Source organism: Ensifer sp. ENS02 (assembly GCF_014851885.1).
Classification (GTDB): domain Bacteria; phylum Pseudomonadota; class Alphaproteobacteria; order Rhizobiales; family Rhizobiaceae; genus Ensifer; species Ensifer adhaerens.
Genome location: NZ_JACVAO010000013.1, coordinates 22,406 through 45,621, shown reverse-complemented (window position 1 = coordinate 45,621; position 23,216 = coordinate 22,406). Strand labels below are relative to the sequence as shown.

General features: G+C 59.8%; 20 protein-coding genes and 1 pseudogene. 9 read left to right on the top strand and 12 right to left on the bottom strand.

The window, feature by feature from the left end; translation table 11 throughout:
- The 5 genes from IB262_RS25455 to IB262_RS25435 all read left to right on the top strand — a co-directional run bounded on the left by IB262_RS25455 (nt 1) and on the right by IB262_RS25435 (nt 5,194).
- Nucleotides 1–903, top strand: a complete 903-nt coding sequence (locus IB262_RS25455) for a sugar phosphate isomerase/epimerase (RefSeq protein ID WP_034798673.1) — start codon at nt 1–3, stop codon at nt 901–903.
- Nucleotides 904–962: 59 nt separating this feature from the next.
- Entirely contained in the window at nt 963–2,195 is a 1,233-nt protein-coding gene (locus IB262_RS25450; RefSeq protein WP_192493958.1) for a sugar ABC transporter substrate-binding protein, read from the top strand.
- Between the two features lie 202 nt (nt 2,196–2,397).
- A complete protein-coding gene (locus IB262_RS25445; RefSeq protein ID WP_192493957.1) occupies nt 2,398–3,300 on the top strand; it encodes a sugar ABC transporter permease in 903 nt (300 codons plus the stop codon).
- Nucleotides 3,297–4,124: a carbohydrate ABC transporter permease gene (locus IB262_RS25440; protein ID WP_034798680.1), complete on the top strand. Its 828-nt coding sequence runs from the start codon at nt 3,297–3,299 to the stop codon at nt 4,122–4,124. The genes IB262_RS25445 and IB262_RS25440 overlap by 4 nt, the downstream gene beginning before the upstream one ends.
- Nucleotides 4,121–5,194: an ABC transporter ATP-binding protein gene (locus IB262_RS25435; RefSeq protein WP_192493956.1), complete on the top strand. Its 1,074-nt coding sequence runs from the start codon at nt 4,121–4,123 to the stop codon at nt 5,192–5,194. The genes IB262_RS25440 and IB262_RS25435 overlap by 4 nt, the downstream gene beginning before the upstream one ends.
- Before the next feature lie 310 nt (nt 5,195–5,504).
- On the opposite strand, the gene IB262_RS25430 is transcribed toward IB262_RS25435, so the two are convergent.
- From IB262_RS25430 to IB262_RS25420, 3 genes are read right to left on the bottom strand one after another with little or no spacing between them, the layout of a single operon-like run.
- Nucleotides 5,505–6,773: a glycerate kinase gene (locus IB262_RS25430; protein ID WP_192493955.1), complete on the bottom strand. Its 1,269-nt coding sequence runs from the start codon at nt 6,771–6,773 to the stop codon at nt 5,505–5,507.
- Nucleotides 6,770–7,858, bottom strand: coding sequence for a tartrate dehydrogenase (locus tag IB262_RS25425; protein WP_112976230.1), 1,089 nt, complete (start codon nt 7,856–7,858; stop codon nt 6,770–6,772). The genes IB262_RS25430 and IB262_RS25425 overlap by 4 nt, the downstream gene beginning before the upstream one ends.
- Before the next feature lie 21 nt (nt 7,859–7,879).
- Nucleotides 7,880–9,178, bottom strand: a complete 1,299-nt coding sequence (locus tag IB262_RS25420; protein ID WP_089045957.1) for an MFS transporter — start codon at nt 9,176–9,178, stop codon at nt 7,880–7,882.
- A gap of 128 nt (nt 9,179–9,306) precedes the next feature.
- On the opposite strand from IB262_RS25420, the gene IB262_RS25415 reads away from it, so the two are divergent.
- Nucleotides 9,307–10,221 carry a LysR family transcriptional regulator gene (locus tag IB262_RS25415; protein WP_034798776.1) on the top strand — a complete coding sequence of 305 codons (915 nt, stop codon included), beginning with the start codon at nt 9,307–9,309 and terminating at the stop codon, nt 10,219–10,221.
- Between the two features lie 135 nt (nt 10,222–10,356).
- Here the strand turns inward: IB262_RS25415 and IB262_RS25410 are convergent, their stop codons facing one another.
- The 4 genes from IB262_RS25410 to IB262_RS25395 all read right to left on the bottom strand — a co-directional run bounded on the left by IB262_RS25410 (nt 10,357) and on the right by IB262_RS25395 (nt 14,279).
- Complete coding sequence (locus IB262_RS25410; RefSeq protein WP_226020918.1) at nt 10,357–11,052, bottom strand: FadR/GntR family transcriptional regulator; 696 nt, start codon at nt 11,050–11,052, stop codon at nt 10,357–10,359.
- A gap of 129 nt (nt 11,053–11,181) precedes the next feature.
- Nucleotides 11,182–12,078 carry an NAD(P)-dependent oxidoreductase gene (locus IB262_RS25405; protein ID WP_060584408.1) on the bottom strand — a complete coding sequence of 299 codons (897 nt, stop codon included), beginning with the start codon at nt 12,076–12,078 and terminating at the stop codon, nt 11,182–11,184.
- A 179-nt stretch (nt 12,079–12,257) separates the two neighbouring features.
- Nucleotides 12,258–13,250, bottom strand: a complete 993-nt coding sequence (locus IB262_RS25400) for a sugar-binding protein (RefSeq protein WP_060516756.1) — start codon at nt 13,248–13,250, stop codon at nt 12,258–12,260.
- A gap of 48 nt (nt 13,251–13,298) precedes the next feature.
- Entirely contained in the window at nt 13,299–14,279 is a 981-nt protein-coding gene (locus IB262_RS25395; protein WP_110819357.1) for an NAD(P)-dependent oxidoreductase, read from the bottom strand.
- A gap of 147 nt (nt 14,280–14,426) precedes the next feature.
- On the opposite strand from IB262_RS25395, the gene IB262_RS25390 reads away from it, so the two are divergent.
- The 3 genes and pseudogenes from IB262_RS25390 to IB262_RS36060 all read left to right on the top strand — a co-directional run.
- Nucleotides 14,427–15,218, top strand: coding sequence for an ATP-binding cassette domain-containing protein (locus tag IB262_RS25390; protein ID WP_226020917.1), 792 nt, complete (start codon nt 14,427–14,429; stop codon nt 15,216–15,218).
- Between the two features lie 46 nt (nt 15,219–15,264).
- Nucleotides 15,265–16,260 carry an ABC transporter permease gene (locus tag IB262_RS25385; RefSeq protein ID WP_060516753.1) on the top strand — a complete coding sequence of 332 codons (996 nt, stop codon included), beginning with the start codon at nt 15,265–15,267 and terminating at the stop codon, nt 16,258–16,260.
- Between the two features lie 189 nt (nt 16,261–16,449).
- Nucleotides 16,450–16,573 (top strand): annotated as a pseudogene (locus tag IB262_RS36060) (cupin); the annotation flags it as partial.
- A gap of 62 nt (nt 16,574–16,635) precedes the next feature.
- Here the strand turns inward: IB262_RS36060 and IB262_RS25380 are convergent.
- The 5 genes from IB262_RS25380 to IB262_RS25360 form a co-directional block, all read right to left on the bottom strand.
- Nucleotides 16,636–16,863 (bottom strand): hypothetical protein, encoded by a 228-nt coding sequence (locus IB262_RS25380; RefSeq protein WP_060516749.1) that lies wholly within the window; start codon nt 16,861–16,863, stop codon nt 16,636–16,638.
- A gap of 385 nt (nt 16,864–17,248) precedes the next feature.
- A complete protein-coding gene (locus IB262_RS25375; RefSeq protein ID WP_246802716.1) occupies nt 17,249–19,480 on the bottom strand; it encodes a PBP1A family penicillin-binding protein in 2,232 nt (743 codons plus the stop codon).
- A 244-nt stretch (nt 19,481–19,724) separates the two neighbouring features.
- The gene (locus IB262_RS25370) at nt 19,725–21,029 is read right to left on the bottom strand and encodes an aminotransferase class III-fold pyridoxal phosphate-dependent enzyme (protein WP_192493953.1); all 1,305 of its coding nucleotides are present in this window, start codon (nt 21,027–21,029) and stop codon (nt 19,725–19,727) included.
- A complete protein-coding gene (locus IB262_RS25365) occupies nt 21,026–21,844 on the bottom strand; it encodes an N-formylglutamate amidohydrolase (protein WP_110819359.1) in 819 nt (272 codons plus the stop codon). The genes IB262_RS25370 and IB262_RS25365 overlap by 4 nt, the downstream gene beginning before the upstream one ends.
- 18 nt (nt 21,845–21,862) lie before the next feature.
- Entirely contained in the window at nt 21,863–23,206 is a 1,344-nt protein-coding gene (locus IB262_RS25360; RefSeq protein ID WP_060644493.1) for a glutamine synthetase family protein, read from the bottom strand.
- Nucleotides 23,207–23,216: the final 10 nt, after the last annotated feature.

The window sequence follows — 23,216 nt, the reverse complement described above, 5'->3', positions numbered from 1 at the left end:
TTGATCAACCCAAGCAAATCCATCCGTATTGGCACGATGATCTCTGCCACGAAGGGCGGTGCCGACAGGCGTATCGCCCAGATCGCGGGCATGGGCTTCGAGAGTTTCGAGCCCTTCTTCTGGCAAACGACGAATGGCCAGGACCTCGCCGACCTCGGCAAGCGTTGCGTGGCGGCGGTCGGCGATCGTGACATCACCATCTCCACGATCGGCATGTTCGGCAATCCGTTGGAGACGACCGCGATCGACGAAGAGACCTTGCAGGGCTGGCGAGACTGCATCGACAATGCCCACCACTTCGGCGCGACCTGCGTTGCCGGGTTCACCGGCCGCCTTCGCGGCAAGCCTTTGACCGACAGCCTGCCGCGTTACAGGAAAATCTGGTCCGAGCTGTCGAAACGTGCCGCCGACAAGGGCGTAAGGATTGCATTCGAGAACTGTGCCATGGACGGCAACTGGCATACCGGCGATTGGAACATCGCGCATAATCCGGATGCCTGGGAACTGATCTTCAACGAGACGCCAGACGACCACATCGGGCTCGAATGGGAGCCATGCCATCAAATGGTCTATCTGATCGATCCGCTGCCGCAGATCCGCAAATGGGCAAGCAAGATCTTTCACGTGCACGGCAAGGACGCGACCATCCGCTGGGACGTCATCCGTGAACACGGGATCTTCGGCAAAGAGAAATTCGTCTTCATGCGTACGCCCGGCTTTGGCGACACGAACTGGACCGACGTGATCTCCGAACTTCGGTTGGCTGGTTGGTCCGGCTCGATCGATATCGAAGGCTGGCATGACCCGGTCTATCGCGACGATCTGGAGATGACCGGCCAGGTTCACGGCCTGAATTACCTCAAAACGTGCCGGGGCGGCGACTTCGTCATCGATCCGGTCTGAGACGTGCATGTTGGCCGGCATGGAGGATGCCGGCTCGGGGATAATCAAAGGAGGAGAAAATGGCTATCCGCGGATCCGCAATCCTGGGCGCGCTCGCCCTTGCAGGTGTCTCTCTATTCGGCCTCGCCGCCAAGGCGGAGGATGTCACGATCAGCGTCTGGTCGCTCGATCGCGATATTCAACCCGCACCGAACTTGATTTCGGACTTCAACAAGCTGAACATTGGCATCAAGGTCGAGTACCGCCAGATCCAGTTTGACGACGTCGTCAGCGAGGCGATGCGCGCCTATTCGACCGGGCAGGCACCCGACATCATCGCTATCGACAATCCTGAGCATGCGCTTTTTTCGTCGCGCGGCGCGTTCCTCGATCTCACCGATATGATCGCCAAGTCGACGGTGGTCAAGACGTCGACCTATTTCCCTGGCCCGCTCGCCTCCACCATGTGGGATGGCAAGAATTACGGTCTTCCCAAGGCCACGAACACGATTGCGCTCTACTACAACAAGGACATGTTCAAGACGAAGGGCCTCGATCCTTCCAAGCCGCCGCAAACCTGGGACGAACTCGTCGATGCGGCTCGCAAGCTGACGGACCCTGCGGCCAACGTTTATGGGATCGCGTTTTCAGCTAAGGCGAACGAGGAGGGGACCTTCCAGTTTCTCCCCTGGGCCCAAATGGCCGGTGGTGGCTACGAGCACATCAATTCGGATGGCGCCGTCAAGGCGCTCGACATCTGGAAGACCATCATTACGGAGAAGCTGGCGTCGCCGGACACGCTCACCCGCGGACAGTGGGATTCGACCGGTACCTTCAACTCCGGCAACGCCGCCATGGTCATCTCCGGTCCGTGGGAGCTCGACCGGATGGTCAAGGAGGCGAAGTTCGACTGGGGTGTCGCTCTGTTGCCCGTGCCTGAGCTCGGTGCGGAGCGTTCATCGGCCATGGGCGATTTCAACTGGGCGATATTCTCCAACACGCAACACCCTGCCGAAGCGTTCAAGGTGCTCGAGTACTTCGTCTCGCAGGACGATCGCATGTTCAAGGACTTCGGCCAGCTTCCCGCCCGTTCCGACATCGCTATTCCGGAGACTGGCGTGCCGCTCAAGGACGCGGCCCTTAAGGTCTTCAATGAGCAGTTGAAATACGCAAAGCCGCGCGGCCCGCACCCGGAATGGCCGAAGATCTCAAAGGCAATCCAGGATGCAATCCAGGCAGCGTTGACGGGACAGATGAGCTCGAAGGAAGCACTCGACCAGGCTGCTGAAAAGATAAAGGCAGTCCTGGGCTAAAGTCTTGGCCAAGGCGGCCTAGAGGCATCCCGCCTGAACCGGAGAGCCGGGCCGCCTTCCGCAAGCGCTCGATCGCATTGAGGCGCTGGGACGGAAACCCGCAAAAACCATGCCGGCTATGCCGGCCTGGTTCTGGTTGTCTAGTTTGCAGGCCAAGCTGCGTCAGCCCAAATGCGCTGAGGCCTTGGCGGCGGAGGAGCTCATGAAACGCCTTCTATCCAGCATCATCGACGGCCGCGGCTTCGATATCGGCCTCGTGAGCCTGCCGCTCGCCTTCCTGCTAACCCTGTCCGGCCTGCCACTGCTCTACAACATCGCCATGAGCTTCCAGGAGGTGGACATGTTCAGCCTCGGCAGCTTCTGGCGCCCGTTCGTCGGTTTCAAGAACTACCGCGATCTCTTCGCCCAGCCGGAAACCTGGCCGATCCTGGCCAATACCGCGACTTTCGTCGTCGCCTCGATCGCCGGTCAGTTCCTCGTCGGCTTTGGACTGGCGCTGTTCTTTTGGACAAATTTTCCAGGCGCCTCGTGGGTGCGGGGTCTGTTTCTGGTTTCCTGGGTGATGCCTGGCCTCGTGGTTGGCGCGATCTGGAATTGGATCCTGTCGGGTGATTTTGGCGTGCTCAACTTCATACTGAGGGAAACGGGCCTCATCGACAGTAATATCTTCTGGCGCTCGGATCCCGGTTACTCGCTCTGGGCCGTCATAATCGCGAATATCTGGCTCGGTACCTCCTTCAACATGATCCTGATGTCCGTCGGTCTGTCGGCCATTCCGCGGGACCTTTATGAGGCGTCCGAATTGGATGGTGCCAATGTCTGGCAACGCTTCTGGACGATCACGCTGCCGATGATGCGCTCGTCCATAGGGGCCATCATCGCGCTCGGGCTCATTTTCACGCTGCAGCAGTTCGATCTTTTCGCCTCGATCACCTCCGGAGGGCCGAACAATGCCTCCAACGTCACGCAATACTGGGCCTGGGATCTGTCTTTCCGGCAGTACGATTTCGCCAAGGGCGCGACGATCTCGGTGATCATGATCGTCTTTGTGATGATCGCTTCTGTCGTCTACGTGCGTTCGACACGGCATGAGGTGCGCGGATGAGCAATGTATCCCGGGATCGCCTGCTTCTCGCAATCGCGATCATTCTCGCCGGCCTTTATCTGTTCCCACTCTACTGGATGTACATCACCACGATCAAATCGGGGTCGGAGATGTTTGCCACTCCGCCGACCTTCTGGCCGAGCGATCCCCAGTGGCAAATCTTCGGCAACGTGTGGCAGAGCCGGAACATGGGCCGGTACATCTGGAACTCCTTGGTCATCGCCTGCGGAGCGGTCAGCGTCATCACCGTGCTTGGTGTTGGCTGCGCCTACGTGCTGGCGCGCTATCGCAACATCTGGATCGATATCGGGCTCTTCCTCATCCTCATGTTGCAGGTCCTTCCGGCGTCGCTGATGGTGACGCCGATTTTCGTGGGCTTTTCGCAAGTTGGGTTGCTCAACTATCCGCGGCTTGCCGTCATCCTGGCGATTGCGGCCAAGAGCATGCCGTTCTTCGTCGTCCTGGTGCGCGCGACCTTCATGAGCGTGCCACAGGAACTGGAGGAAGCAGCCCTTGTCGACGGCAACTCCAGGGTCGGCGCATTCTTCAATATCGTCCTGCCGCTCGCACGCAACGGCATCCTCGTCAGTGCGATCCTGATTTTCATGCAGGCCTTTGGCGAGTTCGTCTATTCGAAATCGATGATCCAGGCCGTCGAGCTGCAACCGGCAAGCGTGGGGTTGAACTCCTTCATGGGGCCAAACACCAATGAATGGAACAATATCATGGCCTACGCGGCGATCTACGTGACGCCGATCCTCGCCATTTTCGTCCTCCTGCAACGCCGCATCGTCTCTGGTCTTACCTCGGGAGCGCTCAAATGAATGCCCAGATCGAACTAAGGAACGTCAACAAGTATTATGGTGCCTACCATGCGCTGAAGGACATCGAGCTTTCGATCCGCAAAGGCAGCTTTACAGCTCTCGTCGGTCCGTCAGGTTGCGGGAAGTCGACGTTGTTGCGGTCTCTGGCGGGCCTGGAGAGCATATCGTCCGGTACGCTCAAGATCGCTGGCGAGGTGATGAATGCAGTGCCGCCGCGCAAGCGCGATGTGGCGATGGTGTTCCAGTCCTACGCGCTCTATCCGCACATGACGGTTGAGGAAAACCTGACTTATAGCCTACGCATCAGGGGCGTTGCCAAGGCCGAACGCAAGAAGGCGGCACATGAAGTTGCCGCCGTCACCGGGCTCACGCATCTCCTGGCGCGCTACCCGCGCGAGCTTTCCGGGGGTCAGCGGCAACGCGTAGCGATGAGCCGGGCGATTATCCGGCACCCAAAGGCGTTCCTGTTCGACGAGCCGCTCTCCAATCTTGATGCCGCACTTCGCGTTCATATGCGCAAAGAAATCCGCGCGCTGCACGATCGGCTGGGCGCCACGTCGGTCTATGTCACGCACGATCAGGTGGAAGCGATGACAATGGCGGACCATGTCGTCATCATGCGTGACGGCGTCATCGAACAACAGGGCAGTCCGCTTGAGCTTTATGACCGGCCGGCTAACAAGTTCGTGGCCGGCTTCATTGGATCTCCTGCCATGAATTTCCTGCCCGCGGTCGGCGGTCCGGACGGACGCTCGATCATCCTCGATGTCGGTACCAAACAAACGATCGCCCTTAACCGGACGGTGCAGCCAGGACAGGCCTTGAGCGTCGGCTTGCGTCCGGAGCATATCGAACTTGCGGCAGCCGATGAGGGCATTCTCTCAGCACCAGTGGCAATGATCGAATCGACCGGTGCGACGTGCTTTCTGACAGTGGCAACCACGCCCGAGCTGTCGGTGGTCTTCAATGGCCGATCGGTCGCAAGAGCAGGCGACCGGGTCGGACTGAGCTTTGCTCCCGGCAGCATGCATCTTTTCGATGCCGATACCCAGCGCCGCCTTGCCGATTGAAGCCCGAACTATCCAGGCGCGCACCGCCAAAAAAGGAGCCTGCCGACGCCTCGGCTGCGCGTTCCCGGCCAACTCGTCGGTTCTCAGCGGTGGCTCGACCCGCTTCGAGGATCATGCTTTCCCGATCTGAGCGACACGGAGATTATTCGTGCTGCCTTCAGTCGCGAACGGGAATCCGCTGACGATGACAGTTTGAAGGTCCGTCCGACGCCGGTGAGGAACAACGATTTGAGCGTTTCGGGCGAATTTGAAGCCGGCCCGACCGTCGCAACGATCTTGGCCTTGCGGTTGCTGCGTGGGAGCATGATTTCTATCCGATCAGGATTGCGCGTATGTCATTGACGTTTGTGAGTGTTGGCCCGGTGACGACAAGGTCGCCAATCGCCTTGAATGCGGTGTAGCTGTCATGTTGTGAAAGCGCGGTGCGCGGAGCAATGCCGACTTGCTGCAGACGGGTAAGGGTGTCAGGAGTGACGAAAGCACCCGCAGCGTCCTCGACACCGTCGATACCGTCTGTGTCTCCGGCAATTGCCCAGATCGAATTTGCACCACTCAAGCCAATCGCAAGGCTCAGCAGGAATTCGGTGTTGCGGCCGCCACGTCCGGTCGAGCCTTTCGGCAAGGACACGGACGTTTCTCCGCCCGACAGGAGCACGGCTGGTCCCGCAACAGGTAAGCCCTTGTCGCGCGCGGAGAGCGCGATGCCGGCAAAGACTGTACCGACTTCTCTCGCTTCTCCCTCAAGTGCATCGCCAAGGATCAAGGGGCGGATCCCGTGAGATTGCGCAACTTGTGCCGCCGCATGCAGGGCTGTGGACGGCGAGGCTATCAGCCGCGTTTCTGCGTTGATCGGGGCGCTCACCGCCGCGGAGCCGCCACCGTCGAGAACGGCGATCGCTTCCGGTGGAAGAGCGAGTTTGTAGCGCGCGACGATTTCGCGAGCCTCGACAACGCCCGTCTCGTTGGAGACAGTGGGTCCCGAGGCAATTTCGGAAGAGTTGTCGCCCGGCACGTCGGAGATCACGAGCGTGACGACCCTTGCAGGATATGCTGCCTGCGCGAGCCGTCCGCCTTTTATGTTTGAAAGCTGCTTTCGAACGGTGTTCATCTCCGAGATCGTCGCACCGCTGGCAAGCAGCATCCGGTTGACCTCCTTCTTGTCGGCCAACGTCATGTTGCCGGCTGGAGCAACCAGCAAAGCGGAACCGCCGCCTGAAATCAGGGCAATGACCAGATCGTCCGGCCCAAGGTCGCGGACCTTCTCAAGGATACGTGTCGCCGCCTCAACGCTCATCGCGTCGGGGACCGGATGGGACGCTTCGACGATTTCGATGCGCCCGGCAGGAACTGCATGGCCATACCTCGTCACGACTAGTCCGGAAAGTTCAACGTCGCTCCATGCGGCGTCGAGTGCCGCCGCCATCGCAGCCGAAGCCTTTCCGGCTCCGATCACGATGCAGCGGCCCTTGGGCGGATCGGGCAGGTGGTTTGACACCACTCTAACCGGATCCGCGCTGGTGACCGCTGCGTCGAACATTTGACGCAGCGCATCGCGGGCGGATGTATCGCTAAAGGTCATTCGGCAGCAACGAGGATGTTTGAGCCGGCGATCGCCTCGCAAACGGCATCGGTCACCTGCTGTGTGGTGGCGCTGCCGCCGACATCAGGGGTGAGGATGCCTGCCTCGGTGACGCGTTCGACAGCCGTCATCAGTCTTGTCGCAGCGTCTTTTTCTCCGAGATGTTCGAGCATCTGGGCGGCCGTCCAGAAGGTGGCGATGGGGTTGGCGATGCCCTTGCCGGTGATGTCGAAAGCTGAGCCGTGAATCGGCTCGAACATTGATGGGAAGCGACGCTCCGGGTCGATATTGGCAGTCGGTGCGACGCCGAGGGAACCAGCAAGGGCGCCGGCGAGATCCGACAGGATGTCGGCATGCAGGTTGGTCGCTACAATGGTGTCAAGACTTTCCGGCCTCAGCGTCATGCGCACCGTCATCGCGTCGACTAGCATCTTGTCCCAGGTCACATCCGGGAATTCCTTCGAAACTTCGGCAGCGATCTCGTCCCACATGACCATGCCATGCCGCTGCGCGTTCGACTTGGTGACGACGGTCAAGAGCTTGCGCGGCCGCGACTGGGCGAGTTTGAAGGCGTAGCGCATAATGCGGGTAACGCCGACGCGTGTGAAGATGGCAACCTCGGTGCCAACTTCCTCCGGCAGCCCCTTGTGGGCGCGACCGCCGTGGCCCGAGTATTCGCCTTCGGAGTTTTCTCGAACGATGACCCAGTCCAGGTCGCCTGGCCCGCAGTTGCGCAGCGGCGGAGTAATTCCCGGGAGTATCTTGGTCGGTCGGACGTTGGCGTACTGGTCAAAGCCCTGGCAGATTGGAAGACGCAGGCCCCAGAGCGTGATGTGATCGGGGACATCCGGCGCACCAACCGCACCAAAATAGATTGCGTCGAACTTCTTGAGTGTCTCCAAACCATCGGCCGGCATCATGACGCCATGTTTTTTGTAGTAATCCGAGCCCCAGTCAAAGGTTTCGGAGTGGATCTTGAAGTCGCCGCTACGCTTCTCCAGCGCCTCAAGGACCTGAAGACCCGCTGCGATCACTTCCGGGCCAATTCCGTCGGCCGGTATCGCTGCAATTTTGTATTCGCGCATTGTTGTTCTCCAATCTGGATTTCAATGTTGAATGGAAGCCGTCCGAGTGGCCTCGCGGGAGGCCCCGCGAGCAAGGATCAGAGTGACCACTGCCGAAATCACGAGCAGTGCCGCGACGAAGTAGAGACCACCGGCAAAACTCCCTGTCGTGTCCTTGATCCAGCCGATCATCGAGGGGCCGACGAAGCCGCCGAGGTTGCCCAATGAATTAATGGTGGCGATACCAGCGGCTGCGGCCGGGCCTGAGAGGAACATCGTCGGCATGCTCCACAGCGGCGGCTTGGAGGCGCTGATCCCGATGTTCACAAGCGTCAGGGCGATCATCACGGCAAACACAGTCGTCGCACCGGTTGCAAAGACAAGGGCCGCGGCAGCCAGCAGACAGGCACCGACAACGTGCCAAGTGCGTTCGCCGGTCCTGTCGGAATGGCGTGCCCAGACAATCATGCCGATCACAGCAAAGACAGCTGGAATGGAATTGATCAAACCAACGTGGAAAGACGAAAGGCCAAAGCTCTTGATGATCTGTGGTGCCCAGATTCCGAGCGTGTAGAGACCTGCTGACGTGCCAAAGTAGATGAGCGAAAGTGCAAGGACCCTTACATCAGCGAGCCCTGCCCAGATGCCGTGGCTTGCCTTCACCTTGCCGGCCTGTTCCTGCTCCATGGTCTTCACAAGCCAAGCACGCTCGTCGTCGGTAAGCCACTTTGCCTTTTCCGGTCGGTCCGTCAGGAAAAACAATACGACCACACCGAAGATTACCGCCGGAACAGCTTCGATGATGAACATCCACTGCCAGCCGGCCAGGCCCCAGATGCCGTGCATCTCGAGAAGGGCGCCAGAAATCGGCGACCCGATGGCTGTTGCAAGCGGAGCAGCTGCCATAAACATCGCGGTGACAGCCGCTCGGCGACGCGCAGGAAACCAATAGCTCAGATAAAGAATGATGCCTGGGAAGAACCCAGCTTCGGCCACGCCCAGCAAGAAGCGCAGGGTGTAGAAGCTCGTCGTGCCTTGGACCAGCGCCATCGCACCCGATACCAGGCCCCAAGTAATCATCACCCGGGCAATCCAGATGCGGGCGCCGACTTTGTGGAGAATGAGGTTCGACGGCACCTCGAAAAGAAAGTAGCCGAGAAAAAAGATGCCCGCGCCCACGCCGAAGACGGTCGATGAAAATCCAAGGTCCTGGTTCATCGTCAAAGACGCGAAGCCGATGTTCACGCGATCGATGAACGCGATCAGGTAGAGAACCATGATGAATGGCACGATGCGCCATGTGATTTTGCGCAATACGCGCGTCTCCCGGTCGCTCGTCAAAACAAGCTCCTCCCTATGTTCGAACCCGGCGCGTCCTCTCGCGCTTGTCGAGAAGGTTAGTTTCTCCTTTCCTGCGCATGAAGGTTCATGCAATTATATAATTTATTGATATAATGAAGGGCGTGGGGGTGGAACTCGAACAGCTCAGGTGTTTTGTCGCGGTCGCCGAAGAACTGCACTTTGGAAGAGCTGCCCAGAAGACGGGCATGCTGCCTGCTTCGCTCGGCCGGCACATCCGGTTACTGGAAGAATCTTTGCGAACGCAGTTGTTGAGTAGAACAACCCGAAGCGTGAGCCTGACCGATGACGGCGTGTCGCTTTTGCAAGAAGTGCGGCCGCTCCTGGGGCGGCTTGACGAAGTCGCCGAAAAATTTCGTGCAGCCCGACACAGGCCGTCCGCCATACTGCGCATCGGCGCGATCGATAGTGCTGCCGCCGGTCTCTTACCGTTGCTCTTGCAGGATTTTCGGGAGGCGGCGCCTGATGTCATCACACAGATCATTGAAGACAAGTCTGTCCGGCTTATTCCGAAACTGCTGGCCGGGCGCCTCGACCTTGTTCTGATCCGTCCTCGCGATGGGATCAGCCGCACTCTGAATGTGCAGTTGCTGTTTCATGAAACGGCAGTTGTTGCGGTACCAATGGGGAGTGCTCTTGCTGGACGGTCCGAAATCACCGTCCAGGATCTGGCGGAAGAGCCATTGATCGTGCCAGAACGCCGCTCGCGACCGCACAGTCATGACCTCACAATGGGATTGTTCGCGGACTTTGACATGCGTCCCCGCGTCGCACAAATAGCCGATGAAAAGCAGACGATAATCAATCTGGTTGCCGCCGGAATCGGGTCCGCCATCGTTCCACGCTGGACCTCGAAACTTGCTGTGTCAGGTGTCAGCTACATCCCGCTCGCTCATCCATCGGGATCGCCGATGCATCGACTACCCCTCTCAGCCGCCTGGATGAAAGCGGTGCGAGATCCGTTGCGCGACACGATGCTCGCGTTGTTGCAGCACAATGTCGCGCGATACGCGGAATTTGCGTGAACGCCACGAGCCGTAAAAGGCTGTCACGATCGCGATCCTCGGCCTGACGCTGCGCGGGGGGCCTTAGCCGGTCCACCGCATGGGTAGCTCTCAGCAGCAGTTTGTTCACGACGACGTGCGGCGCGCGCCCTGAGCTCACATGTTGCGCTCTGAATGCGCAATGAGTGCATCGGTGTTCGCTAAAAGTCGCCTTACGGCGTTACGGGCCGCGTTCGGGCGTTGAAGCCGAATGCTTTTCTCGATGTTCTCATGGAGCCTAAGGGCATGGACGAGGGTGCTGTCGTTCCGGGTTACCAGCAGGAAAAGGTGGTTGAGTGCGGATTCGATCAACGTCCCGAGCGGAATGAGGAGGTCATTTCCGGAAGCGCGCAGGATCGCGAGGTGGAAGCGCGTGTCAGCTTGGGTGCGAGCCTGCAGCGTTGTCGCTTGCCCCATGTCTCTCAGTGCCTCGGTGATTTCGGCCATCTGTTCTTCGCTGCGGCGGATCGCTGCAAGGGCGGTGGCTTCCGGTTCGATGATGTGACGAAATTCCTGTACGGTCTTGAGGAACTGGATCCGATCCGGCGAGTGTGCGTACCAACTCAGGACGTCGCGGTCGAGCAGGTTCCAACGCTCCTTCGGCTCCACCCAACTGCCGATTTTTGGACGCGATGCGAGTAGCCCCTTGGCCATCAATATCTTGATCGCCTCCCTGACAGCGGTTCGGCTTACATTGAAGATTTCCGTCCACTGGGCCTCGTTCGGCAGGATCGTTCCCGGAGGATAGTCGCCACGCACGATCCTGAGCCCGATATCTTCGGCGAGCGACATATGAACGCTCGGCCCTGACATGCGCGGCGCGTCGAGCCGCCGGGTCGCACGCGCCGCCTCCGCGGTACCCGAGCCTGCGGAGAGTTTTTCTGGTCGCTGTTCAGCCATTCATCTTTTCTCGTATCTCGAACCCTCTAGCCACGCATTGCGTCACCTGCCGCCAACATAGGTCCGCCAGCTGTGTTGCGGCTGAAAACCGAGCATCGCGCGCGCCTTCCGGTTCGACAGAAGTGTCTCGTATTCGCCAAGCTGTCCTTTGACCGGTACGCCCCGATAGAACCGGTCGATCAGCTCTTGCGTCGGAAGGTCTGAAGACGTCTCGTCGTTCGCTGCATTGAAGATCTGGAACCCGAGACCATCCGTGTCGATGGCCCTGAGGGTGATCTGGCCGAGGTCCCGCGCGTCGATGTAGCTCCAGGCGATGCGCTTTCGAAATCCAGGATCGGTAAACCAGCCTGGGAAAAGGTGGTATTCGTTGGGCTCGATCACATTTCCAATGCGCAATGCATAGATGTCGGCTCCGCTTCTGAGCGCAAAGGCGCGCGCGGTCCTTTCGTTCACCACCTTGGAGAGCGCGTAGCTGTCCATCGGATCGACGTCATAGTCCTCATCGAGCGGAAAATAGTGCGGGTTTCGTGGCTCATTGGCGAAGACGAGACCGTAGGTCGTTTCGCTGGATGCGATGACGATCTTGCGGATGCCAAGTTTCGTCGCGGCCTCAATGACATTGTAGGTGCCCATCACATTGATGCGAAAGAGTTCATTGTCAGGCGCGATCAGGATGCGCGGGATCGCCGCGAAATGAACAACGGCATCGATCGGTTGCGGCGCAAGCGACGGGTCGAATTCGTGCAGGCCGGTGTAGCTCGACAGTGCATTGAACACTTGGCCGCTGTCGGTAATGTCGGTGATCAGCGTGCGTACTTTCGGGTTATCGAGGGGCTTCGTGTCGAGGTTGAGCACCTGATGGCCCTGCTCGAGGAGGTATTGCACGACATGGCGGCCAGCCTTGCCGCTACCTCCGGTGAAGATGATCCGCTTGGTCATTGCGCTCTCCGTGCTTTGCAAAATTGAGGAATGGTCTTGTCGATGATAGTTCGCCGAAGGGAACTTCCAAGCGGGGTCGTTGCAAGGAGTCGCGGCCGGCCGTCAAGCGTGCTGACCGCGCTCGCTGCTCATGGGGCGGAGGCGCCGGAGGCCGTCAAAGGGCGCTCCGGCCACCGTTCCTATTTCTGGATGCAGGTATCGGCCGTATCCTTGGTGCATTCATCGAGACCGGTAAATACCGGATCGTCTACCGGCTTGCCGGCGATCAGGTCGAGCATGACCGATGGCGCCTTGTAGCCCATTTCGAAGGGTCGTTGGCCGACAAGTGCGGTCACGAGACCCTCCTTGGCGATCGCCACTTCCTCTCCGATCGTATCGGCCGCGCCGATGACGAATTCATTCTTCGCAATCTTGTCTGCCATCGGCTTGAACAGATCGCGATAGGGTTGCGGCGCACCGAACAGTGGCCAACCACCCATGATGCCGAAGGCGTCGAGATCGGGATTGGCCGCAAGAATGTCCGTCATCGCCTGCACGCCTTTGGCGCCGTCGTCATTGGTAAAGACCGGGCAGCCAGCAACCTCGGTCCAGCCACCTTCGCCCTTTAGCTCGGCCAGCCCGTCCTTGCCGGTCAGCACGTCACGCATCCCTTGAGCACGGCGCAGGATGTTATCAGCGCCAGGGTTCCCTTCGATCGTGCAGATCTTGCCGCCGTTCGGTTTTGCCTTCTTGATGTAGTCCGCGATCCGCGCGCCCATCGTATAGTTGTCGGTACCAAGATAGGTCTTTCGCAGGCCCGCATCTTCCTTGGCAAGGTCGGCGTCAAGCGTCATGACCGGGACTGTCGGGTTTGCCGACTTCAACGTCTGGGCGATCAGCTTGGCGTTGGAAGGCGAAATGGCGATCGCAGCCGTGCTGGGCTTGCCGAGCATGTCCTGGACGATCTGCGCTTCTCCTGCTTCGTCGGAAGTCGACGCCGGGCCGGTATAGAAGCATTCATATTCCGAGCTTGTGTTTTCCTTGTTCCACTTCTGGCAACCCTGATTGATCGCCTCGAAGAAGGGATTGTCGAGACCCTTAACGACGATGACGAGCTGCTTTTTCGTCTGGGCGCCGGCGGGGCCGGCGGCCAGCGCCAGCGCTGCGACTGCGAGCACCAATGCTTTCCTCATTTTATCCTCCCGTTGAAACAAGCGGACACCCTCTGTCCGCGGCACAAATCAACCCGGATACCAGACGATACGAGGGTCACTTGGTGGACGCTCGTATTGAAAGGCCTGGTCGATAAGCTTTTCGAGATCGTATTCCGGTTGCCAGTCCAGCAGGAATTTTGCCTTGCTGTTGTCCAACCAGTTTGAGTGGAAATGGCTTGGAACATCGACCGACGGCAGGCCGCGCGTGCGTTCGAGATAGCTTGCGACCTCGCCGTAATCGACCGGACGATCCATGGCGATGTTGAAACGTTGACGCTCTGCGTGCGGATTGTCGATCGTGCTGAGGATCGCTGACACAAGGTCGCTGACGTGGACGAAGTTGCGCTTGAGCGGTCTTCCGTCGGCATCGCGCAGTAATGGTACGGTTCCGGCCTTTGCGTGGCGCCTGGCTTCATGGGGCGGAAAATACGTCTTCCAGTCCGGTCCACCGAAAACGTCGTCGCCGAAGGAAAGCGAGTGCCTGAAGTCGTCCTTTTCCATGATCCACGGCGCACGCAGGCAGCAGACGTTCATCCCATATTGGACTGAGTACTGCTCGACCATCACCTCCTCGAGGACTTTGGAGAGCGCGTAGCTGCCGGGATAGGCGCGATGCGGTGTCACCTCGGTTATCGGTCCTTCATGGCGATAGAAGAAATGGCCGACCGCGGCGTCGCCGCCGATCAGAATGAACTGCCGGGCTGCTGGGCTCATTCTGAACGATTCGAGCAGCCAAAAGAGACCTTTGACGGTCACATCCATGACGTCGGCGGGCGTTTCCTTGCAGGTCGCCAGATGCACGATATGGGTCGCGCCGGCAATCGCGGCGTCAGCGACCGCGCGATCGGCGATGGAGCCGCGGATAATCTCGAGGCGCTCGCTTGGATTGAGCACGCGGTTGTGGCAGAGCGCGCGAATGCGCGCTTTCGAAAAACGTGGTCGGTCAAGCAGCGTGGATATGAGGTGCTGCCCGACCTTGCCCGTTGCCCCGGTGACAAGGATAAGCATGCTTATCTCCCAGTAGTAGCTAATATATGATTGCGACTTTCGTCAATGTCTAATTGTCATACAAATAAGGTTTATCAGACGAGAGATCATTGACGCGGTTGTGATGATTTGCGTAAATAAGCAATCTCTCACTCAAGGGGCGGGCATATTGTGACGCGCCTTGGTGAAGGCCGCGCGTCTTGGGAGTTTGGAAGGCTGGTCGTGCTGCTAGAACTCAGCAATATTTCCAAGCACTTCGGGGCCATACAGGCCGTCAATGACATTTCGCTGTCGTTAGAGGCAGGCCAGGTTGTCGGATTGATGGGCGACAACGGCGCCGGCAAGTCGACTCTCGTCAAAATGATTGCGGGAAACTTTCGACCGAGCGAAGGCACGATGCGCCTCAATGGCAGCGAAATCGTGCTGCATCGCCCGGTCGAGGCGCGGCACTTCGGAATTGAGATCGTGCACCAGGATCTTGCCCTTTGTGACAATCTCACCGCGGCGGCGAACGTTTTTCTCGGACGCGAACTGAGGCGGGGCATCGGCCCATTGGGCGTGCTCGACTACAAGGCAATGTACCGGAGGGCCGCGGAGATCTTTAAGGAACTCCGTTCCGAGACCAGAGCACGCGACCTCGTGAAACAGATGTCGGGCGGTCAACGCCAAGCGGTGGCGATTGCGCGTACGATGATTTCGGAGGCGAAAATCGTTCTGATGGACGAGCCGACCGCGGCCATTTCCGTGCGCCAGGTCGCTGAAGTGCTCCATCTCATCCGACAACTGCGCGATCGTGGCATTCTGGTTGTGCTTATCAGCCATCGCATGCCCGACGTATTCGATGTCGCCGATCGCGTCGTTGTCATGCGCCGAGGCCGAAAGGTGGCGGACAAGCCAATCATCGAGACCTCTCCGGAAGAGGTGACAGGGCTTATTACTGGCGCCATTGAGGGTGGATAGCGGAAAACGATCTGGGTCTTTTGCGCCGGAGGAACGCGAGGTTAACATGGCAACGACGCTGCACGAGACGATAGCCCATAGGCAGCGCACGCTCGCAGCAACAGTCCTGGGCAGCCAGACCTTCTGGGTACTGGTCGCCGTCATTCTCGCCTGCATCTTCCTGTCATTCGCCACCGACAGTTTCGCAACGGCAAAGAACCTCTACAACATCACCCGCAACGTCACTTTCATCGCAATCATCGCGCTCGGGATGACGCTTGTCATCATCACCGGTGGGATTGATTTATCGGTAGGGTCGGTGCTCTGCCTGTGCAGTATGGTACTTGCAGTCACGATGCATGCGGGATACGGCATAGGGACGGGCATTGCCGTCTCGGTCGCCACGGCATTAGTGATCGGCGCGTTCAATGGCATCTTGATTGCCTATCTCGGCTTTCCGCCCTTTGTCGTAACGCTCGGCATGCTCTCGGTTGCCCGGAGCCTGGCCATGGTCGCATCCAACAATACTGTCGTCTTCGAATTTGGCCCCGATCATGCCAAGCTGCTGGCGCTGGGCGGTGGGGCGGTCTTCGGTATCGCCAATCCAGTGATCTACATGATCGTGCTGGCGCTCCTGACCGGCTTCGTGCTGCGGTGGACGCGGATCGGCCGCTACATTTACGCCATTGGTGGCAACGAAAAGGCGGCCGTTGCCACGGGCCTTCCCGTACGACCCATCAAGGTCTGCGTCTATATGATCTCGGCGCTGTCGGCTGGCATCGCCGGCATCATTCAGACCGGCTGGCTGGGTGCTGTGACGACCAATATTGGAGCGGGCATGGAGTTGCAGGTCATCGCTGCGGCAGTGATTGGGGGCGCTAATCTCGCTGGCGGCGCAGGTACTGCCTTCGGCGCACTTGTCGGTGCGGCACTCATCGAGGTGATCCGCAATAGCCTCGGACTTCTCGGCATCAATGCGTTCTGGCAGGGGACATTCATCGGCGGCGCGATAATCCTTGCAGTCCTTTTCGATCGCATCCGCAATTTCCGCCAAAGCGAGTAGCGCACACGCCCTGCAGCACGCGATTTTCTCACGCGTTGGTCGCGCACGCCAGTGCGCGCGGTAGTGCGAGTTTGTGTTCTATTGCCGGTGGAGAACGCGTTCATCACCCGCCTACCATTCTTCGAAGGCCGCTTGCGGTCGTGAAGGCTGCTCGGACCTATGCGTCTCACTGGAGAGGAGAGGCATGACGGATCCAGCATGCTGTGGCTCGGGGTGCTCGCTACCCATAGGCATACGAGCCAGCGCCTATGGCCATCAGGGCCAGGAGACGGTGATACTTATGACCGAGGGCAAAGAGGTCGAGATTTGGTCGAGGGCAAGCTCGACGGTGTTGCACTTGGTGAGGCAATTTACGGCCAAACCCGCAGCGCCACACTAGCCATTCGGCAGTTCTTTGAGCATTGTCAGTCGGTTTCCAGGCAACAGAGCGATGATTTTGTCCTGTTCAAGAGCGTAGAGCACCTCCAGGATTTCATCCTGCGAGAATCCTGCCGAGGTCAAAGGATCGCCGACTTCAAACACGTTGATGGACATGTCCGGCATAGCCTTCAACGCGCGTAGGCGCTCGATCAATGCGATTTCGGTTTCCGTGAATCTGCTCATACCAACTACATAACGCTCTTCGGGCAGAATTGTCTCATGGCCATTGCACGTCTGCCGTCATCGCTATGACCATGGTCCGCGGATCGAGCTGTTCCAGCGGATCGAGCTCTTCCAGTTGCACGACCTGCGCACGGCCTGGCGGCGGCCCTCGGCTACGCGGTGTTGTCACGAAGCGTTGACGGCGTTGTGAAAAAGCCCCACCTTCGCCGGAGCGATGATGGGGCTCCTACCTTGATCCGGAGGGATCCGAGATCATCAGCAAAGCAAAAACACGAATGTACGGAAAAGGTTCCCGCTTGCTGGGCCGCCTTGGCCGGTTCCGAGAGGGGAAGGCATCGAGGCTTGCCGCCTTTGTGGGCGGTTCGCATTTGATCCGACGTATTCGTCATTTTTCGCAGAGCCTTCGCTCCCCGAAATAGGGTTGGTAGCTGCAGTCCGATGGCCGGAAGGAGCGATAGCTGCGAGAGCAAGCGGTGATGTTGCAGCTCTGAGGCGGAGCGCTGTCGTCAACCAGAACGCCCGCTGCGGGGGTCGCCAACGCTTCCCGCATGAAATCCCGCCAAATCTGCGCTGGCATATCCCCGCCCGTTACGCCTTTCATCGGCGTGTCATCGTCGTTGCCGACCCAGACCCCTGCGACAAGCGGCTCGGTGAACCCGACAAACCAAGCGTCACGATTGTTCTGGCTCGTGCCGGTCTTGCCAGCAGCAAACGCGCCGGGGTCGGCTGCGCGCCCGGTACCGCGTTCCACGACAAGCTGTAGAAGGGAAAGGAGATCGCGCCGATACGGGGCCAGATCCACGCTTGGCGTATCTTTTGCCCCGACTCGAAAAGCCGTTGCTTGGTTCGAAGCCTGAAATTCGATAATTCCCCTGGGTTCAACGGGGGCCTTGCCGAATTGCACGGACGCATAGGCACTTGTCAGGTCAAGCAAGCTGACCTCGGACGTGCCTAACGCCAGCGAAGGCGTATCGACAAGTGGCGCGTCGATCCCGAGTTCCCGCGCGGCACTGATCACCTTGTCAAGGCCGACATGTTGGGCGAGCGCCACTGTTGGCGCGTTGAGAGACCGGGCGAAGGCCTCAGCGATCGTGACCCAGCCGCGATAGCGGCCGCCGGAATTCTCTGGTGACCAGCCGTTGATTTCGATCGGTGCGTCCAGTACCCGGTCGGATAAGGAAAGTCCGGCCTTCAGAGCGGCATAGTAAACGAACAGCTTGAAGGTGGAGCCCGGCTGCCGTTTTGCCGTGACGGCACGGTTGAACTGGCTCTCTTTGTAATCGCGGCCGCCGACCATGGCCACAACCGCTCCATCCGGGGTCATTGCCACCAATGCGGCCTGAGATGCACCAACAGTTCTTCCCTCAGTATCCAAGGCCCTCTTGATGACCCTTTCGGCAATCCCCTGAAGCCGGGGAACAAGCGTTGTTCGAACTGTGGTCGAGCCCGGCGAAGTCCCGGCGATTTCGCTCGCCTGCGGTGAGACCCAGTCCGCAAACCAACTGCCGGATCGGGGCGTTGGCGTTGTCGGGTGGAGGGTAGCAAAGCTCGCCTTGATCTGCGCAGCCTTTGACGCGTCAACCTTGCCGTTCGCAACCATCGCGTCGAGGACGACCGATGTGCGCTTTCGGGAACCTTCAAGATTGTCGATCGGGTTCCATAGGCTAGGAGCCCGCAACAATCCCGCCAGAAGCGCCGATTCCGAAAGGTTTAGCGCTCCGATATCCTTGTTGAAATAAATGCGTGCGGCGGCCGGCATACCCGTTGCGCCAGCGCCAAGATAGGCGCTGTTGAGGTAACGCGTCAGGATTTCCTGCTTTCCGAGTTTCCACTCCAGCCACAGGGCAATCACGAACTCCTGTATCTTTCGTTTTACCGTACGATCGCTGTCGAGATACTGCAACTTGATGAGCTGCTGGGTGATGGTGCTACCACCCTCCACAACCGACCCTGCCTTGAGGTTTCGAAGAAGCGCTCGTCCGATGCCTCTGATATCGATGCCGAAGTGGTCCATGAACCGCCGGTCTTCAACAGACAGTACCGCATCGATCAGTTGTGGCGTGAATTGGTCGAACTGTGCGTAAGGTCCTTGATAAGGTCCTTGTCTGACCAGCGGCTGACCGTCCGCGGTTTCCAACACCACGATAGGCTTTAGTGTACCGTCCCGGATCTCGGCCCAAGGGACATCTTTTAGCGCCCACACCAAGCCCGTTACACCAACCAGAATACAGAAAACGGCGGTCAGCCGCACCGCCGATTTCCACCTGGCTTTCCTTTGCAAGACAGGCTGGCTAGACCGGCGAAGCGCTCGTCCTGCCTTTTTGGGAGCGTTCGCAAGTGCCCCGCCGAGATTTTTCAGCAGAAATGAAAGAGTTTGCTTATCCGTAGCCTGGACCTTGGTCTTTACGGACGAAGCAGCCGCCCGGGCCTTGACCTTGACCGCTGTTGAGATAGCCCGCAAATCGTAGTGAAGCGCACGAAGCAGAGCGTGCGCTGCCTGTCGGGTCTGCTCAAACGGCAGAGGCAGATGTTCGCTCGTTCCAGCTCGTATCAACGGGTCAGCGTCTGCGCTGTGATCCGCCTCTTTTGTTCCCGCGGGGGCTCTCTGGGCGAGCATTTCCGCCTTTTGATGGTCGTCCGACCCAGTGCCACTTCGTGTAGAGACGTGAGGATTGCGGGGCATTTTTTAAGACGCTCAAACCCTTAATGACTTAGAGCACTGTGGCGGGTTCTCAACGTACGGCAAAGACGCTGGTTCCAGCCAAAGGATATACGCCGCCATCATCAGTGCGCGCGTCACGACAGGTGGGACCTAAATATCCCAACCGTGGCGGGCGCGAGCTTAGGTCTTGAGACTGCCTTTACCAGCCCGCGAACTGCGAAACAACTGTATCCGGAACGTCGGAGACTTCGGCGAAAGCTCGATCCAGAACGTTTAATGCCTGATCGATGTCGGTGTCCGGGACGGTCAGCGGCGGAGTCATCTCCAGAACATTTGCGTTCATCCCGACACAGTAGACGACGAGGCCGAGTTCATAGGCCCGATAGATAAGTTTTGCTGCTTCCGCTCGCGCTGGAGCCCGTGCCTGCCGATCGAGAACGAGGTCGACGCCGCAGGCAAGACCTCGACCGCGGATATCGCCGATCAGTTGATATCGTTCGGCAAGCCTTGCCAGGCCGTCGCGCAGCAGTTTGCCTTTGCGCTCCGCTTCCTGCGCAAGCTCTTCGCGCTCAATGGTTTCAAGAACGGCGAGGCCGGCGGCAGTAGAGATCGGATTGCCGTGGAGCGTCTGCATGGCAAAGGCGCTGGCACAATCGAGGATGCGTGCCGGGCCGATCGCGGCAGAAAGCGGCAGTCCGCCGCCAAGACCCTTGCCGATGGTCAGGATGTCGGGGACGAAATCCTCATGTTCGAAGCAATGCAGGCGGCCGCTGCGGCCAAGCCCGACCTTCACTTCGTCGCAGACGACGAGCACATTGAATTCCCGGCAGATCGCGGAAAAGGCTTTAAAAAAACCGGTTGGCGGAACGATCAGGCCGCCGTCGGACTGGATCGGCTCGATGAAGGCGACCGCGAAACGCTCCGGCGCCGCCTCAAGTCGCTCCCGTAATTCTGCGAGTATCGCACCACCTGTCGGGTCGTCGTGGTAGGGCCGGTAGGGATCGGGGTACGGTAGCAGGAGCAGTCCGTCTGCCTTGGGCGCGCCCGCCTGGACGCTGTGGCCGGAAAAAGCCATCGAGCCCACGGTACAGCCGTGGTAGGCGCCGACGAAGGCGATGACGCCCGACCGTCCCGTCGCCTTGGTGACAGCGCGGAAGACCGCCTCGTTGGCATCGGATCCGGAATGACCGAACCAGACCTTGTTGTCGCCCGATCCGGGAAAGGCCGTGAGGAGTTTTTCGGCAAGGGCCGCCGCCGGTCCATTGGCGGCAGAAAGAACACTGGCGCCGGCGGGATTTGCCGCAGCACCGGAGATTGCCTCAACCAGCGCCGGGTGGCCATAGCCAAGGCTCGCCGCCCCCCATGCCCCGGAGAGGTCGATCAGTTCGCGGCCGTTTTCCTCCGTCAGCCTCGCGCCGCGGCCACCGGTCACTGCAAGCGGGAAGAAGCGCAGCTTCTGCAGGTTGGCGATTGCCGCTTGGTCTCTCTTGTAGAGTGCGGTCACGGGGCTTCCCCTACGCTAGCTTTAAGACACCGGGTGAGACGCTCGCCCCAGGCAGTGACGCCCGCATCCGTATCGATCAGATCGTGGCGCACCTCGACCAGAACGCCCGGAAGCCCACGCGCGTCGGCATGAACCGGAACGGTGTAATCCTCGTCGGGATGGATGTTGTAGGGCTCGTTGTCGCCGATCGTCAGCTGGCTTTCGCTGGCCAGTTCTCGGATCAGCGAACCGGCAAAATCGACGGCGTCGCGATAGAGGATGCCGGCCTGCCAGGGGCGCGGCTTGCCGAAATAGACCGGCGTGAAGCTGTGGATGCCGACGACAAATGGCCGCTTGCCTTCGCCTTCGAGCCGGTCGAGACGGCGGCTGACCGCTTCAGCGAAGGGCGTGAACAGCGTATCGATCCGCTGCTGCCGCTCTTCGTCGCTCAGGTTTCGGTTGGCGGGGATCTCCGTCGTCTCGCTGATCTCGGGGATCATCGAGGGGGCGGGAAGCGGCCGGTTGCAGTCAATCACCAACCTTGAATAGTTGGTGAAGAACAGTGGTGCATCGAGGCTGAGGCTTAGGTGCTGAGCCAGCGCCATGGCGCCGATATCCCAGGCGATGTGGCGCTGGCGCTCGTGCAGCGGAAGCCCCATATCGCCGAGCGCGCGTGGCATCCGGTTGGAGGCGTGCTCGCATAAGAGCAGGATCGAGGAGGTGCCGTCCGGGTTGAAGACCGCATAGGGCGGCAGTTCGTCGATCGAAAGCAGCGGCGCGCTCGGGTCGTGTCGCGCGCCGGGTTCTAGGCTCTTGATGGCCGTTGTCGAGGTCATGGGTTGCCCATCCGTCAATCAGTAGACCGCCGCATAGCGGGCACAAAGTTCGTCCGGCGAGAGCCCATCGACGATCTCGATCTCCTTGCGCTTCATCGCCATGTAGCAGTCAAGGAAATCTCGAGAGAACCAGCCCGTGACGACCGGATCGGCGGTGAGCGTATCCAGAGCTTCCGGCAGGCTCGCGGGCAGGCGACGAATACCGAGCTTCTCCTGCTCTGCCGCCGAGAAATCGGAGGGGTCGGAATTGATCAAGGGCGGCTGTTCGAGCCCGGCCTTGATGCCTTCGAGGCCGGCCTTCAACAAGACGGCCAGCGACAGATGCGGGCTGGCGCATGCGTCGGCGGCGCGGTATTCCATATTGAACTGCCTGGCCGGATTGCTGCCGGGAAGGTCCAGTGTCGGGCAGATCCTGAGCGTCGCTTCGCGGTTCTTTTCGCCAAGGCAGGTGTAAGCGGCGCTCCAATGGTGCGGCACGAGCCGCATGTAGGAAAGCACCGACGGAGCGGTAAAGGCGGTCAGCGCCGGCAGATGCTTGATGACGCCGGCGGCAAAGGCGCCGGCGATCTTGGAGAGCCTGCCGGGGCGCGAGGCGTCAAAGGTCACCGGATTGCCGTCGAGATCGGTGAAGCTCACATGCAGGTGCACGCCGTTGCCGACGCCATTCGAGACCGTCTTCGGGGCAAAACTCGCGTTCCAGCCGAAGAGGGCGGCGACTTCCTTGGTGATTGCACGGATGGTAGCGCCGCGATCGGCGGCGGTCAGCGCGTCGGCGGGACGGCAGGTGATTTCGAACTGGTCCTTTCCGTATTCCGGCAGGAACATTTCCGGCTCGGCGCCGGCTTCCTGCAAAGCGGTCATCAGCAGAGACCCGAAGGGTTCGGCACGGCGCTGGGCGCGCAGGCCGAAGGACGGCGCATCCGGCCAGTCGACGCCGAGCAACTGGAACTCCTGCTCGACGGCTGAAATGACTTTGAGGCCGACTTGTTCGTATTCCTTCAGCGTCTGTTTCAGGAAGCTGCGTACGCAGCAGTCCCAGGCATTGCCTTGGAGGTCGGTGATGTCGGCGTGATAGAAATGCAGCGGCGTCTCGTCTGGCAGGCAGGTGACGCGCGCCTTGCTGTCGGGGTCGGCCATCAGCCGGAGGTCGCCGGCCGAGCCCCAGGGATTGTTCTCGGCAATCAGGTCGAAGGGCGTGAGCGCCAGGTTGGCCGGCACCCAGCCGACACCCTTGCGCAGGTAGCTGTCGATCTCGGAAGCCGCAAAACTGCGGCCGCGCGTGATGCCGGCGATGTCGGTCGTGACGAAGGTGGCAAGTTCCGTCAGTGCGGCGGCCGCCTTGCCGTTGTTGGTTTCCGTCATGGGGTTCCCC